A 13,883-nucleotide genomic window follows, 5' to 3' on the forward strand; every position below is an offset into this window, starting at 1 on the left:
AGTATTTGACAAACCACTCGCTCGACGCCACGTAGCGAGGAACAACTGGATATACGTCCGCATCTGTCGACCGTTTAAATACAGTCGTGGCTGGCCATCACTGGTCGACAGTCGTCGACCAGAACCCGGCTTCGAGATCCAACCACGTGACGATGATGACGTGGGGGGCGGTCAGGACTGCGATGCCGACCAGATAGATGGCAAAGAGGTCGGGCCAGTCGACCGGTGCGACGGGGACCGCGAGTGCCAACCCGCCGAAGATGGCGAGTGCGCCGATTGATAAGGGCGTGGCCTGTCGACCGAAGCGACTCAACGCGCCCCGAAGATGCCTTTCGCTGAGTTGACTGGCGGCGACATCGTCCAACAGCAGGAGCCGAGTGATGTGGCGCACCGAGTGCCAACAGCAGAAGAAGACGCCGATAGCGAGAATCGGTGGCACCGTGAGAAAGTAGACGCTTAAAAAGACGAGTTCGCCAGCGTCGACGCGCCACGCGTGTCGACTCTCGCTACTGTGATAGCCGATGACCAGTGAGGCAACGATCAGGGTGGCAACCACGGCGGCAACGATAGTTCTGGCTGTGGGCGAAAACAGCGGATCGAGGAGCGTGGTGTCGACGCCGAACAGGCCGACGAGTTGGCCCGCAACCCAGCGGTACTCGCCGGGAAACGCCACCAGTGGGAGGGCCATCGGGAGCGCCCCCCGAACTGCAATCGTCAACAGTCGCGCGCCTCGGGTTCGAAGATGGGTCGGGCCACGCAGTTCGATGAGTGGCTGCAGGTCACCTTGACCCCAGTGGAACCACGTCATGAGAATAAATAGCCCGAAGGCGACCACCGGGGCGAGAAACCAAACACTCGCGTACGCGAGACCAACGATGAGGTACAGTCCGCCGACAACCGCGAGCCAGCGCCGGGTCAGCGGCTCACCAAGGGCCCACGGCAGTGTGAGATGGTCGACTGCGCCGTGCGGAAGCCCAAACAGCACGATGCTTGCGGCGAACGGCAGGAGCTGATAGACTCGCGAAGGCGGCCCAAACAAGAAGACGGCGATAGCGGTGATAGCGAGGGCGACCCACGGGACCACAAACGCTAGTCGAAAGACGGTTCGATCACGGCCTGCGGTGGTGGAGATCATTTCGACCAGTCACCCCATCGGTCCAACAGCCACGCGTAGAGTACCAACCCTTGGATGACAAATAGGTTCGTCACGAGAAAGAAGACCATCTCCTCGACGGGAAGCCCAAGCGGAGCGATGCCGACGGTATAATCGGGTGAGATAGTCCACAGTTCCAGCGAGATGGCCGTCCAGTCGACCACCCACAGATACAGCGTCGGTACGGCGACCGCCAGCCCGACGGTTCGGCGGCAGTGCCAGAGCTGTGTCCAGCCGAACCCCCACTGGAGCGCGAAGATGGGCGCGGCCCACGCGAGAATCGCCCCGAGGTAGAACGTCGACCCACCAGTCAGGAGGCCAGCACCGACCACACCCACACCGACGCCCGCGAGGATGCCCGCCGCCCGCTGGCGGGTCGACAGTGCCAGCGGCGTGGTGGTTGAGATTGAAAATCGGGAGAGCCACAACGCAGTGAAAATCGGTTGGAGGACGAAAAACAGGGCTTCACCCACTGGAACTGCCCAGAGTCGACCGGCGACGACCCCCTCGCCGTAGGTCCAGACGCCGCGTCTGATGAGGAAGTTATCCCACGGCAGCGTGTAGCAAACCGCGAGAACGGTAATGATGGCCAGTCCAGTTGCGGCTCGTCGGCGGTCGTGGCCGGAGGGCCGGAGCCACGCAAGCAGTGCCAACCCGACGATTGGCGGAAGTATGGCGACTGTATGGAACTGTAAATACGTTTCCGGTGGGATCATGTGGCAACCAGTCTGGGGGCCGGATGCTCCACAGTTGGTGTCGACTACAGACGGCCAACGAATATAGCGGTTCGGTCTCTTGCTGGTCGCTACATGTGGCCCAAAGAGTCAGTACTAACTCAGAGTCGCTCTGCGAGCGCGGTCAGCGGGACCGACGGAGTAGAGGGACCGAGAGAACGAGCTGTGTTACCGCGAAAGGGTGACGATACAGTCGGTTGCGATCCAGCCGTCGCAGTTGCCCTCTTCGGTGAATACAGTTCGATCTGGGGAGGATTTGAGCGCAGAGATACAGGGTGAGCTATCAGTGTCGTCAGCCTCCCGACGCGTCTCGCGTGTGTCCGTGACTTCCATATCCGAGTTAGGTGGGCCTAAACTGATATAGGTTTTGGTTGGCCTAAGACTCTGGGCGTCGTGACAGTTGACGGGGCCGAACTGCGCGCCACCCACCGAGCAAGAAAATACACCGCTCGCTCACGACTTCAGCAACCAGCCCAGTCGCGGTTGGTGTCGACCAATTATGAGGGATACACGAACGTGAACACCAGTTGTTGAGAACTGTTCGATTTCGGCGCTCGAAACTACGCGTACTGTGCCTTATATGACCTAATACAGATACAAGAGTATGCCTCTGTATCAATATTTGAACAGCCAAATTTATATACCATCTCGGATCAGGGGCAAGCGTAACGATGTCCGAAACCACAACTGAAATTGGTGAATCGGGGCTGGTTCGTCAACCAGTTTGCTCACAGAAGATGATATTCAAATCAAAATTGTGGGTTGAGTGTCCGAAATGGAAATCAGAATCTGGTAGCCTGTCGACCGGAGGTGAGTCCGTATGGGGCTGATCAAGATGACGAAGTACCGGACGCTGATCCTCGCAACCATTGGGTTCAACTTCTCGTTCTTGATTTGGTTCTCGTTTGCGCCGTTTACCGGACCGATGGCCGAGGAGTTCGGCTTGTCGACCGCAGAAATCGGGATTCTGGCGAGTTCGGCCATCTGGATGGCACCGTTCGGACGAATGTTGACCGGCTGGCTCTCGGATAAGTACGGCGCGCCGACGATCTTCGCCATCGTGTTGGCCTACGTGGGCGTGTTCTCGATCGGCAGCGCATTCGCCCAAGACTACTCGGTGTTCTTCGTCACGCGGCTGATCGTCGCCACGGCGGGAATCACGTTCGTGATCGGCATTCAGCACGTCGCCGAATGGTGGGAAGAAGAAAACCTCGGGCTGGCCGAGGGGATCTACGCCGGGATCGGCAACGCCGGTGCAGCCGGCGGTGCGCTCATCCTCCCGCGTGTGTTCCCACAGTCTTGGAGTGGACCGTTGTTCTCGACGAGCTGGCGAGCGGCGTTCTTCTACACCGGGATCGTTTCGATCTTCCTTGCAATCGCCTACTACCTGCTCGGTGAGGCAGCCAAATCCGAGGAGAAACGCCAGGCGACCAAAGACAACGCGAGCTTCAAAGAGTGGCTCCACACGGCCACGCGATACGGAACTGTCGTCCTCGCGCTGGGATACATTATGACGTTCGGGCTCGAACTCTCGATGAACGGCTGGCTTGCGACCTACTACCGCGAAGCGTTCAACCAGGACAACCTCGTGGTTGCAAGCACGTTCGCGGCGACGTTCTCGGTCGCAGCCGGGCTACTCCGGCCGTTCGGCGGCTACGGCAGCGATCTGCTGATGCGCAAAGAGATGAACATCCTGCCGTGGTTCAAAGGCCGCTACCGCGAACAGTGGACGTTCGTCTCGCTGTGTTTCGTCGTGATCACGATGTTTGCGATGACGCTGGCCGGACTCTCCGGTGTGCTGATGAACGCCGTCATCGTCGGCTTCCTCGTCGGAACCGGCTGTGCATGGGCTGAAGGAGCGATCTTCGCGCAGGTGCCGTCGATGTTCCCCAACAGCTCCGGGGCCGTGGCGGGCGTCGTCGGCGGGATCGGGACGGTCGGCGGCATCATCTACCCGCTGATCTACTCCGCGCCGTGGCTGGCCAACCTCCACATCGGCTACTCCATCGTCGCCGCCTCCATGATCCCCTTCGTGCTGCTGACGGCATGGGTGTTCCAGCCGGAGATCGCCGCCGTGGCCAACACCGCCGGCTTCATTGGTGATAGTGGATCCTCGACGTCGAGTGTTCCAAGCGATGACTAAGCTGTAGCACTATCCCTGACAGTCGACCGAATGGTCTCCACACATCACTGACGCTACTGCCCTCCCCTCCACTGCGTTGCAACTGTTTTCACCACACCCTTATTCGAGACGCGTCCCAACGACAGGGTATGACCCCTTCTCGTGACCGCCCGCGGGACCGCGACGAGTTGGAAGACCAACTCGACGAACTGGAGGAGACGCTGACCGATCTCCGGAGCGAGCTTCGTTCCGAGCGTCGACGCGGCCCACCCAAACCCCCGAGCCTTAGTGAACTGCTCCGATTTACCGAGGAGTACACGATTCCGACCCTGATCGCCCTGCTTGAGGCGACGATCCAGTCGCTGAAACTGCTTCGGCGCACTCTCCGGCTGGCCGACCCCAACCGCGCCGTCCGCGAGGAGAGCGAGGCCGCCCGGAGTCGACTCGACCGAGTCGGCACCGAGGCCGGCAATCAACTTGCAGGCGCGCTTTCGGAGCTTCGAACTGCGCTCTCGGAGGCCGACCTCCCCGACAACCCGGAGTCACGTCGACTGATCGACGACGCGCGGGATCTGACCGGCGAAATCGAAGGTCGACTGCGGGATGCAGAGCAGTCGGTACGGGACAACCGCGACCGCGAGCGTCGTGCTGGACGGGACGAGCCACGAGATAACGGCTCGACACGGGACCGCGGCGTGATGATCGACGTCACCGATGCCGGCGATGGCGGACAGGGAGATGCTGACGAGGGCGATGCCGAGGCCGATGCGGGCGATAGCGAAGCCCCAGAAGTCGACGTCGAATCAGAGCTCGAATCGATCAAGGACGAACTCGACCGATCACAGCGGGCCCTCGACGAGGCCGACGAGGGAGACCCCGAATCCCACCAGCCCGACGAGGACGACGGTGAGGAAACCGACGACTCTGCGTAAGTATATTTAACCCGTTCTAATTATATTTAATTAGTGTCGAAGACGGTCGACGAACGACGGTCGGCCACTTACAGCGACGTGGCGATATGCTGTTCGATCTGGTCGACGAGTTCCGGGCGGAACGTCCAAAACCCGTCCCAGAGGTTGGGTTCGTCTTCGAGGGCGACGAGCGCCGCCGGGTCGATATTACCCTCGTCCGGCGGGGTGAAGACGACGAACCACGACCGGCGGTAGGGGTACGAATCGCCGGTGTGGACCGCCACAGGGAAGGCCTCCGGCGGCGTCCAGTCGTCGACGCCATACACGTGGACGTCGGTCCCACTGTTGCCAACCGCTTCGTATACGTCTCGTGTCCCCTGCTCGTCGGTCAGCCGCGAAAGTCGCTGGAACGACGCCCGGAGCGTGCCACTCCCGCTCTCGGCGGCCCGCCGCTCGATCACCCGCGACATCGTTATCAGGAGGAGTTTTTCTTTGTTCGAGGCGGGATACCCCCGAACTCGGAACGGAATCTCGTCGAGCCCTTCGAGCACGGCCGGCAACGACACCTCGTCGAGTTCCCGTGAGCCTGTTTTGTACAGATCCGAGTTGATCATCAGAATCGAGTTGAGGAGGTCGTCCAGCGTCGACTGGGCGATCACCTCGCTGTCTTCGACCAGCGCGACGATATCGGTATCACTGTCGGGCCGCTGAATCTCGTCAATTGATACCGATTGACCTTCGAGCAGTGTGCCCAGCAGATTGCGAATCGCATCCGGCGACGAGCGGTTGATCAGTACGAGGGTCCGGTTCGGATTGTCTACGTCGTCAAAGAACCCACGTAGTGAGGTAGCCATTAGTTACTAGTTGGCATGATCTATCAAAGAGTCTTTGCTTGGCGAGTCGGCGAGGGAGGGACAGCCTACTCGATTGGCTGGAACTGGTAGCCGTCCCACGACTGACTCTCTGGCTCTCGGATTCCGGCTCCCGGCTCGCGGAGTTCTTTGCTGTAGACGGTCTCGACTTCCTGACCGATGTCGACCTCGTTGGTTGTGAGTTGGCCAACCGCCCGCACCGACTCGCCATCCACGTCGAACTCGACGATCCCGATATGGTTGGGTTGGCGGACGCCCGGCGGGGTCGCCGTCGACGTCGTCCATGTAATGAGCGTTGCCGTATACTCACTGAGGTCGACCGTCCCGACCGGCTCCTCGCCATCCGGCCCAAGCGGATGCGGCGGGTAGAGAATCGTGCCGTCAGGATATCGGGCCGCTTCCATCGGTGGCTGTCCGGTGGTCTCCTCACTGTCGGTAGTGGTGTCGCTCATTGGCTTGCCTCCAGAATCGTTGTAATGACACAGTTCCCAAAGCCGCCGACGTTACACGCGAGGCCGGTTTCGGCCTCAACCTGCCGCGGTCCGGCGGTGCCCATCAGCTGTTGATACACTTCGTAAATCTGAGCAACCCCACTGGCGCCGAGCGGATGACCCTTTGATTTGAGGCCGCCGGAGGTGTTGATCGGGAGTTCGCCGTCCCGGTCGGTGATCCCTTCCTCGACGGCTTTCCAGCCTTCGCCTTTTTCGAAGAACCCGAGGCCCTCCGACTGGAGGAATTCGAGAATCGTGAACATGTCGTGGAGTTCGGCCATATCGATGTCGTCGGGACCGAGTCCGGCCATCTCGTAGGCGATCTCACTGGAGTCGACGACGCCACCCATCACGGTCGGGTCGTCGCGCTCGTGGACGACGTGGGTATCAGTTGCGCCGCCGATACCGGCGACCGTCACGTAGTCGTCAGTGTGTTCTTTGGCGACTGACTCGGGACAGAACATGAGCGCGGCCGAGCCATCGGTGATCGGACAGAAGTCATAGAGTCGGAGGGGATCGGCGATGATCGGCGACTTCATAACGGTCTCCAGATCGACTTCCTTCTGGAACTGGGCGTGTGGGTTGTCGACGCCGTTTTTGTGGTTTTTGACCGCGACCTTGGCGAGACTCTCCCGCGGTGCGTCGTGGATGTGGAGATAACGCCGAGCGGTCAGTCCCGCAAACGACGGCAGCGTGAGCCCGTGTTTGTACTCGGCGGGGTGGGTTAGGGAGGCAATAACGTCGGTTGCTTCCGCAGTGCTTCGGTGGGTCATCTTCTCGCCGCCGACCAGCATCGTCATCTCGCTGGCACCGGAGGCGACAGACTGCCAAGCGCTGTAGACACCAGCGCCGCCGGAGGAGCTGGTTTGATCGATTCGTGCGGTGTAGGCCGGGATTGCATCGAGGTCGTGGGCTACGGCGTTCGGGATTCCGGTCTGGCCCTCAAATTCGCCGCTTGCCATATTCGACACATAGAGATGATCGATATCCGAGCCGTCGACGCCAGCATCGTCCAGACAGGCGAGTCCGGCCTCGGCCAGCAGTTCGCGGATCCAACTGTCACGCTGGCCGAACTGGGTCATCGACGCCCCAATAATCGCAACACGTTCCATACTCACCCTGCCCACGGCCAGCCGCTTACCGATTTCCCTTCTATCGAACTGTCGTTTGCAATCCTGACCGTCGACTGGTCTCGGTTCATTTAATGCGTCGTTGATCCAACGAGCAGCCATGGAACGTGAACGGCTCGCCCCGTATCTCGGGGCTGTCGCGTGTCTCATCCTCGTGGCGTTGTTGTCGGCTCCCTATTTCGTGATCGAAAGCCAACCCCCACTGTTAGGCGACTACTACAGCGCTGGCCCACTCGGGATCGTTGGTGCGCTCTTCCTCGCAACACTCGGTGTTGTGATCTTCTTATCGAGCGTTCGCGGGCGGGCCGATCCCGAACTGGTCGCCGGAATCATGCTCGTGGTCGGTGTGACCATCTTCGGACTCACCGCGCTGTGGGCAGTTGCTATCGACTCGACGCTGCTGTTTAGCTTCCCGGCCGACTACTCTTGGATCGAGTACCACCCATGGGCGAGTCTCGCAGTCAGCGGTGTCGTCGCCGGAGCAGCCGCCATCTATGCGGCCGCCGTCTACTGATTTTTCGACGCCCGTTGTCGACTCCTCATACCGGAGACGAAAGGCCCTTAAGGTCGACCGGGCTACGTATGGATGGACTAGGTCGGGCAGTTAGGCCCTGCTCTGCACCCGTGAGACAGTCTTTAGCGGGGACCGAATGCCGGGGACGTCGGGTCGAACCGACACAGGCCTCGGAAGCCAACGTCGAAACCTCGTCCACCGGGGACAGTGGACCGGTGTGCTCACCCGCAGGGGTGTCACACACTGGTTTGCCGGCGGTAGTGGGTCAGGCGCGGAAGCGAGCAGCCCACCGCTGGACACCCGTCGCTCGTTGGATCGCGGGGTGGAGGAGGCGACCGAGATTCCCTGTGTTTGGAACACCCGGCAATCCCGGTGTGTCCGTCATTCATACCGTATTCTACTTCGGGAGCCGTGGCTCTGGATTCGTCTCTACCTGTAAATTAGTCAGTGCATACCTCCGTCAACACGATCTACGCAGTCACACCACACAGTCGACCAGTTCGTAACCGCCACTGTTTGATTATTCCTCGTCGCGGAAATGACTCCCAGCAGGCGTCTCGACGCGAAGGTATGGCTCCTCGTGGGTCGCCTCGACAAGCCCCGTCGATCCGACGCTGCCAGTCGGTGATTTCTGGAGCGTCAGATACTGCAGCCCCTCGTTTCGGTAGCCCGTTTCGATGATCTGCTCGGCCGAATCACAGTAGAAGGCGGCCACGGAGTCGTCGACAACGGCGGGATTTAACAAATGAACCAGCAGTTCGGAGCCCTTCAAGAACTGTAGCTCCTCGTTGTACCGGAGTTCACGGGCGTCGTCCTCGCCGAGGGCCTCGACCATCGACGTCGTCCCTTCGATGGTGATCCAGTCGCCGTCGGAATCCCGCTCGATGGTCTCGAAATACTGTCTGATCTCGGCGACCGTCGAGCCGTGTGTGAACACGTTGGGATTGGTGGTGTCCCAGCCGCCGATCTGATCGATGACGAACAGCTTGTCGTCTGCGAACAGTTGCGACAGCGAGAGACCGAATTGGTCGAGAAGCTGTTTCGTTCGCTCGTGATGGAGTTCAAGCGTCGGGACGAGGACGACTCCCATTCCGTTTTCGATGGCCTGTTTGAACAGGCTCCCGAGCAGGGCAGTGAGACCAGCCCGACCGTCATGAGACAGCAGTACCCCCGCACCGGAGACAAAGCCACCGCCGGTTAGCGTATCCAGCCCATCGATTCCAGTCGACACCATCGACTGCTCAGGCAGGGTTGTCAGATGGCTCCGTCGCTGGGGGGCTGCACACACCGTCCCGTCGCGGATCGTCAGTTCGACCCGGCGGCGGTCGTGGTCGACGCCACGCATCTTCGGCACCGAGAGGAACCGCCGAGAGCTGTTGTTGATCTGGTCAGTTTCGAGCTGAATAACGCCATGGGCAGTGAACTGCAACACGTCACCCCGCTTGTCGCCGGGGTAATCCTCGGCGGTGAACAGTGTTGTTGCGCCGAGTTCGTCGGTGAAAAACCGGATAAGATCGAAGACGAGTCGACGATAGCGCTCGATGTCCTCGGTGATGACCGCTAACCCGGAAGTACTGTCGAAGACGACCCGGTCACAGGGGCTGTAGTTGCGGAGATGGTCCTCAATGTAGGTCCCAGTAAACGGGGCATCGAAGCCGCGGTCGAGCCATTCATTGTCGTCCTGTGTCTGGAGTGTGTAGGTGTCGTTTTCCTCTATCGTCTCACCGCGCCGTGCGTGAATTGTCGCATAACTGAGATTCTCGTGGTCGAGATCGAAATCGAATCCCGAAAACGCCCCGCGAAGTTCGTCGACCGTCTGTTCGGTACTCACGTAGAGACAGTTCTCGCCCGCGGCAAGTCCAGCCTGCAGAAACTGCATTCCAAGCGTCGATTTCCCGGTTCCCGGTCCACCCGTCACCAGTGTTGCCCTGTCTCGTGGGAGCCCACCGCCCAACATCCCGTCGAGTACGTCGACGCCTGTCGAAGCAGGCTCTTCCGGCGTACGTTTCATTTAGTTAATCACTGTTTACCAGAACTATCATATAAATACTTTCCATGTCTATCCCGATTAATCAACGACTACTCAACCGACAGTTTCGATTACCCCGCGGCCGTGGTCGGTATCATGAATGACGACGCCCGCGAGCGGGCGACCGATATCAAGGTAGAGTATCGAGAGACCGACGGTGAGCGTCGACTCAGCTTCGACCGAGAGGGTCGAACTGCAGTCGTCGCCCAAAATATCGATGGCTATGCGATGGTCTCGGTTCGACCGACTGCTGATGGGACTGAACTCGAACGCTACTACGGGTTTGATATGGCACTCGACCACGCCGCGGAGCTACTGGGCGTCGACCCCGCTGGCCTTCCGATTCCGGACGCGGCCGCGGATATGGGGATGTAAAAGCGAGTTAGGCACCGCGGAACCGGATGCGGTCGCTGTCGAGACCGTCCTGCCAGTAGAATCGGGGGGCGAGGGTGAGATAGGCGAGTGCTAAAAACAGCAGTGCGAAAGCGAACACCCGACCGGAGGTGCCTGACAACAAGATCGCTGCTGTCTGGACCACACCCATCACCAGCGCGTCTTGGGCGTGGAGATCCGGATACGTAACTGTCGACACCATCAACAGGGCAAGCACGCCGACCAGTGGGACAAGAATCTCGGGAGACGTGTAGCCCGCAAGCACCGCTGAGGCGAGAATCGTCGCCGCCAGCGTCGTCTGGACGCCCTCGGTCTCCTTGCTGTCGACATCGTAGGCCGTGTACATTCCGAGTCGAGTGACGGCCATCGCCACGAACACCGCCGGGATGACGAACCCGGCACCGAACACCAGCGGGTCGACGCCGAGTGCTGTGGGGTCGGCAGTGGGCATCCACTCCTCGATGACGACCGCGGCAACGACGATAGCCGGTGCCACCCCGAAGGAGGCCACGTCGGCCAGCGAGTCGAGATACGGGCCGACCGGTGTTCCACCGCGGTAGCGAGCGACGACGCCGTCGAGTGCGTCGGTCATCGCAGCAAGGAGGATGAGCCGCGCTGCGAGGTCGACGTTCACCAACGCGAGCGCAGCCGCTAAAAAGCCGAGTGCGGCGTTCGACACCGTCACGGCATCGGCAAGCCCCAGACGACCGACGAACCGGGGTTTCATACTACTCGGTCAGAGGGGAGCGGTTCACCCTTTTATATTCACCGACTCGGTTCGGTCACTCGTTGACACGGCCAACGCATACCCCGGAAACCGCACGTCTATATGCCGGTAGTGGCTACGAATACGTATGCAGAAGGGCGTCTCCCGTCGGTCGTTTCTCGCCGTCGTTGGGTCGACAGCAACCGCCGGGTTGACCGGCTGTCTCGGACTGTTCGAGCGTGAGCCGTTCGATATCGGCATGACCGCCACCGCGTTCAACCCACCGACGTTCAGTGTGCCAGTGGGAACGACTGTCGTCTGGAGGAACACCAGCACCCGAGGCCACACGGTCACCGCCTACGAGGGATCGCTCCCGGAGGGTGCCGCCTTTTTCGCAAGCGGCGGCTACGAGTCGGAGACAGCCGCCCGCGAAGCGTGGGAATCCGACGGCGAAGGGATCATCGCCACCACCAGCGGGACGTTCGAACACACGTTCGAGATTCCCGGCGACTACCCCTATGTCTGTCTCCCCCACGAAACGGGTGGGATGGTTGGTACCATCGAAGTCACTGAGTAGCTGTCGCTCCCGAGTGTAGCAAAAGAAAAGCGGATTCTGCGTGGCAGTTATTCGTCTGCGACGTCGTCGGCAACGTCGTCTTCGTCGACGTCGACGGCGGTCGCTTCCTCTTCGGCCAGCTCTTCGGGGCGGGCTTCGAGTTCGAACTTCTGGATCTCCACGCGTCGCAGCGGATAGATCGTTTTGGCCTCGCCGTAGATCGCCGAGGAGAGTCGACCCTCGATGACGCTGTCGCCCAGCTCTTCGAAGGTACGCTCTTTGGCGGCCTCTTTGACGAGATCGATCATCACGCGACGGATGGCGTGTTCCTGGCTGTTGTCGGCCTTCTTCGTGGTGAAGGCAACGGGCTGGATTTTCACACGGTAGTCGTCAGTGGTGACGACGGTGATCGTCGCGGAGGCCTTCGAGGCTCCGCGGCGGACGAGACTCCGCAGGTAGTCCCGCGTGAGCTCGTGTTTGATGAACTCGGTGTACGCCGAGTCCGACCCCACGTCCGTGATTTTGAACGTGAGCTTGGTGTTGTTCGCGCCGGCGTCATTGTTGATGTCGCCGAGGGTGGTCTCAATCGTGCGACCGATGACCTGGTCTGGTTCTTCGGCAATGGTCGAGCCGATCTCTGCCCGGTCGAACTGCTCGGGGGCGAAGATGGTGTACCATCGCTTGCCTTGCTTCTGCTTGGTTACTGATCGTTCACTCATAATGTAGTGTATCGTCTGTCTGCGGTTGGTCGGCTGCTGTACTATCCCCGGCGTCGCGTGGGTCGTCGGCTGTCGACTCCGTGCCGACGGCCTCGATAACCGCTTGGGCGACGCTGAGATTCACGACGTAGTCGTCGACTGTCGTCTGAAGTCCACCAGTTGTTTCCCGAGTGATGTCGGTCTGCACGGTCGATCCATCAACCGAGGTTGCCATCGAATCGGTGTTGTCCGGGCCGACCGCGGCCGCGACCCACTCGGCGTGAGTCGGGGTCGCGTGGTCGGTTCGGAGCGTTGCCGTTCGTGGCTGAGAGTCGGTCATTGGATCGCCTCCCTGACTGCCGCGATGAGGTCGCCATCCGAAACATCGCCGTCGACCCTGAGGGTCGCTTGCGTCGGCGTCCCGCCGGCGGTGCCACCGAACTCGGTGGCGACCGAGGCGAGCGCGTCGGCGAGTCCCTGTGGGTCGTCGGCTGCAGCCGCGGCGGCTGCGTGCCGCTGGCCGTCGACTGCCTCGGCGGTCACGATGAGCGCAACCGGCTCCGGCGAGCGGAACCGTTGGGCGAGTCGGGCAACCGTCGAGAGGACCGCGGGCCGATCAGTGTCGACGCGGAGGACGAACACGCCCTCATAGCGTCCCGTGATCGGCTCGTCGAGTGCGCTATGGACGGCACTCGCGTGGTCCCGCCAGACGTCGACTGCCTCTGCGGTGATGTCGGGTGCGCCAAGCGCGAGGCTGATCGCCAGCCCCGGCGTCTCGGCGGCGAGTGCCGACAGCACATCTGCGTAGCCGCCCAGCGTCGCGAACGGCCCGTTCGGCGTGGTGTACGGCCGCAGTACAGTTTCAACTGCCTCCGCGGCTTTCGGGGTCGACGTCTCGGCGGTCGACGTCTCAAGGGCGACGACTGAGGCCACTCGCGTGTGGTCCTCGTCGTCGAACTCGGTCGGCGCTGCCGGGAGATCGAGATCCGCCAGCAGTGCCTCGACGACGTCGGTATCAGCCGAAAACGGCGCCTCAACCAGCGTCGAGTGGGCCAGTCCGTCGGTGAGGTCCGCAGTTGGGACTCCCACGCCGGGTCGGCGTTCGACGAGGCCGGTCTGTTCGGCCGTCTCCAAGAGACTGCCGCTGCCGTCTGTGCCGGGCAGCGACCCCGACGCGATGACGCCCGCGAGGGCGAGCAGTGGGTCGGGGTCGACGCCGAGTTCGCGGCTGACTGCCGCCGCGACGACGCTGGCCGGTCGACTGTCACCAGCTGGTGGCAGCGTGTGATCGGCCGCCTCGCCGCGTCCGGGTGTTACGAGGAGCGTGCGACTCTCGTCGTCGCCCTCCTCGGGTTCGGGATCGGTGGCGAGATCACCGGCCGGGTCCGCCGAGACGTGGGTCTGGAACGGCACACCGCGATTGCGGAGTGCGACCGCGAGCAGCCCAACCGCGGCGAGCGAGTCGCCGTCGGCGTGGCCGTAGAGCCGGACGAACGGCGCGGTCGCTAGCTCGGCAGCCAGCGTTCCGGCGGCCTCGGGGTCGACGGGTTGGGTCTGTGTGTCCGACATTGGAT

At 61.4% G+C, this 13,883-nt stretch carries 16 protein-coding genes and 1 other RNA gene; 6 read left to right on the forward strand and 11 right to left on the reverse strand.

Translation table 11 applies throughout. From position 1 onward, the window contains the following. Positions 1-97 precede the first annotated feature (97 nt). The 3 genes from HALTADL_RS15320 to HALTADL_RS17895 form a co-directional block, all read right to left on the reverse strand. Positions 98-1,135 (reverse strand): Brp/Blh family beta-carotene 15,15'-dioxygenase, encoded by a 1,038-nt coding sequence (locus tag HALTADL_RS15320; protein WP_089671447.1) that lies wholly within the window; start codon positions 1,133-1,135, stop codon positions 98-100. Continuing rightward, positions 1,132-1,869, reverse strand: coding sequence for a lycopene cyclase domain-containing protein (locus HALTADL_RS15325; protein WP_089671446.1), 738 nt, complete (start codon positions 1,867-1,869; stop codon positions 1,132-1,134). Before HALTADL_RS15325 ends, HALTADL_RS15320 begins: the two co-directional genes overlap by 4 nt. A 186-nt stretch (positions 1,870-2,055) precedes the next feature. Beyond that, positions 2,056-2,220, reverse strand: a complete 165-nt coding sequence (locus HALTADL_RS17895) for a hypothetical protein (RefSeq protein WP_177171906.1) — start codon at positions 2,218-2,220, stop codon at positions 2,056-2,058. Positions 2,221-2,707: 487 nt separating this feature from the next. On the opposite strand from HALTADL_RS17895, the gene HALTADL_RS15330 reads away from it, so the two are divergent. Further along, positions 2,708-4,030 (forward strand): MFS transporter, encoded by a 1,323-nt coding sequence (locus HALTADL_RS15330; protein ID WP_089671445.1) that lies wholly within the window; start codon positions 2,708-2,710, stop codon positions 4,028-4,030. 128 nt (positions 4,031-4,158) lie between these two features. After that, positions 4,159-4,941: a DUF7547 family protein gene (locus HALTADL_RS15335; RefSeq protein ID WP_089671444.1), complete on the forward strand. Its 783-nt coding sequence runs from the start codon at positions 4,159-4,161 to the stop codon at positions 4,939-4,941. 68 nt (positions 4,942-5,009) lie between these two features. On the opposite strand, the gene HALTADL_RS15340 is transcribed toward HALTADL_RS15335, so the two are convergent. The 3 genes from HALTADL_RS15340 to HALTADL_RS15350 all read right to left on the reverse strand — a co-directional run bounded on the left by HALTADL_RS15340 (position 5,010) and on the right by HALTADL_RS15350 (position 7,395). Then, positions 5,010-5,774, reverse strand: coding sequence for a DICT sensory domain-containing protein (locus HALTADL_RS15340; protein ID WP_089671443.1), 765 nt, complete (start codon positions 5,772-5,774; stop codon positions 5,010-5,012). Between the two features lie 65 nt (positions 5,775-5,839). Then, positions 5,840-6,244: an OB-fold domain-containing protein gene (locus HALTADL_RS15345; RefSeq protein ID WP_089671442.1), complete on the reverse strand. Its 405-nt coding sequence runs from the start codon at positions 6,242-6,244 to the stop codon at positions 5,840-5,842. Further along, on the reverse strand, positions 6,241-7,395 hold the full coding sequence (locus HALTADL_RS15350) for a thiolase family protein (RefSeq protein WP_089671441.1): 1,155 nt from the start codon (positions 7,393-7,395) through the stop codon (positions 6,241-6,243). Before HALTADL_RS15350 ends, HALTADL_RS15345 begins: the two co-directional genes overlap by 4 nt. A gap of 118 nt (positions 7,396-7,513) precedes the next feature. Here HALTADL_RS15350 and HALTADL_RS15355 point away from each other — a divergent pair, with 118 nt between their 5' ends. Continuing rightward, positions 7,514-7,927 carry a DUF7548 family protein gene (locus HALTADL_RS15355; protein ID WP_089671440.1) on the forward strand — a complete coding sequence of 138 codons (414 nt, stop codon included), beginning with the start codon at positions 7,514-7,516 and terminating at the stop codon, positions 7,925-7,927. A gap of 70 nt (positions 7,928-7,997) precedes the next feature. Beyond that, positions 7,998-8,311: signal recognition particle sRNA (gene ffs / locus HALTADL_RS15360), an RNA gene on the forward strand. 136 nt (positions 8,312-8,447) lie between these two features. Here the strand turns inward: ffs and HALTADL_RS15365 are convergent. Next, the gene (locus HALTADL_RS15365; RefSeq protein WP_089671439.1) at positions 8,448-9,938 is read right to left on the reverse strand and encodes an ATPase domain-containing protein; all 1,491 of its coding nucleotides are present in this window, start codon (positions 9,936-9,938) and stop codon (positions 8,448-8,450) included. Between the two features lie 114 nt (positions 9,939-10,052). Here HALTADL_RS15365 and HALTADL_RS15370 point away from each other — a divergent pair, with 114 nt between their 5' ends. Then, a complete protein-coding gene (locus tag HALTADL_RS15370) occupies positions 10,053-10,331 on the forward strand; it encodes a DUF7111 family protein (protein WP_089671438.1) in 279 nt (92 codons plus the stop codon). Positions 10,332-10,338: 7 nt separating this feature from the next. On the opposite strand, the gene HALTADL_RS15375 is transcribed toward HALTADL_RS15370, so the two are convergent. Further along, positions 10,339-11,076, reverse strand: a complete 738-nt coding sequence (locus tag HALTADL_RS15375) for a protein sorting system archaetidylserine synthase (RefSeq protein WP_089671437.1) — start codon at positions 11,074-11,076, stop codon at positions 10,339-10,341. Between the two features lie 127 nt (positions 11,077-11,203). Here HALTADL_RS15375 and HALTADL_RS15380 point away from each other — a divergent pair, with 127 nt between their 5' ends. After that, complete coding sequence (locus tag HALTADL_RS15380; protein ID WP_089671436.1) at positions 11,204-11,632, forward strand: cupredoxin domain-containing protein; 429 nt, start codon at positions 11,204-11,206, stop codon at positions 11,630-11,632. Between the two features lie 47 nt (positions 11,633-11,679). Here the strand turns inward: HALTADL_RS15380 and HALTADL_RS15385 are convergent, their stop codons facing one another. Genes HALTADL_RS15385 through HALTADL_RS15395 form a run of 3 tightly spaced genes read right to left on the reverse strand, consistent with a single transcriptional unit; the run spans position 11,680 to position 13,878 of the window. After that, positions 11,680-12,330, reverse strand: a complete 651-nt coding sequence (locus HALTADL_RS15385; protein WP_089671435.1) for a 30S ribosomal protein S3ae — start codon at positions 12,328-12,330, stop codon at positions 11,680-11,682. Beyond that, positions 12,323-12,649, reverse strand: coding sequence for a KEOPS complex subunit Pcc1 (locus HALTADL_RS15390; RefSeq protein ID WP_089671434.1), 327 nt, complete (start codon positions 12,647-12,649; stop codon positions 12,323-12,325). Before HALTADL_RS15390 ends, HALTADL_RS15385 begins: the two co-directional genes overlap by 8 nt. Further along, the gene (locus HALTADL_RS15395) at positions 12,646-13,878 is read right to left on the reverse strand and encodes a hypothetical protein (RefSeq protein ID WP_089671433.1); all 1,233 of its coding nucleotides are present in this window, start codon (positions 13,876-13,878) and stop codon (positions 12,646-12,648) included. The genes HALTADL_RS15390 and HALTADL_RS15395 overlap by 4 nt, the downstream gene beginning before the upstream one ends. Positions 13,879-13,883 lie beyond the last annotated feature (5 nt).

The organism is Halohasta litchfieldiae, from assembly GCF_002788215.1.
Classification (GTDB): domain Archaea; phylum Halobacteriota; class Halobacteria; order Halobacteriales; family Haloferacaceae; genus Halohasta; species Halohasta litchfieldiae.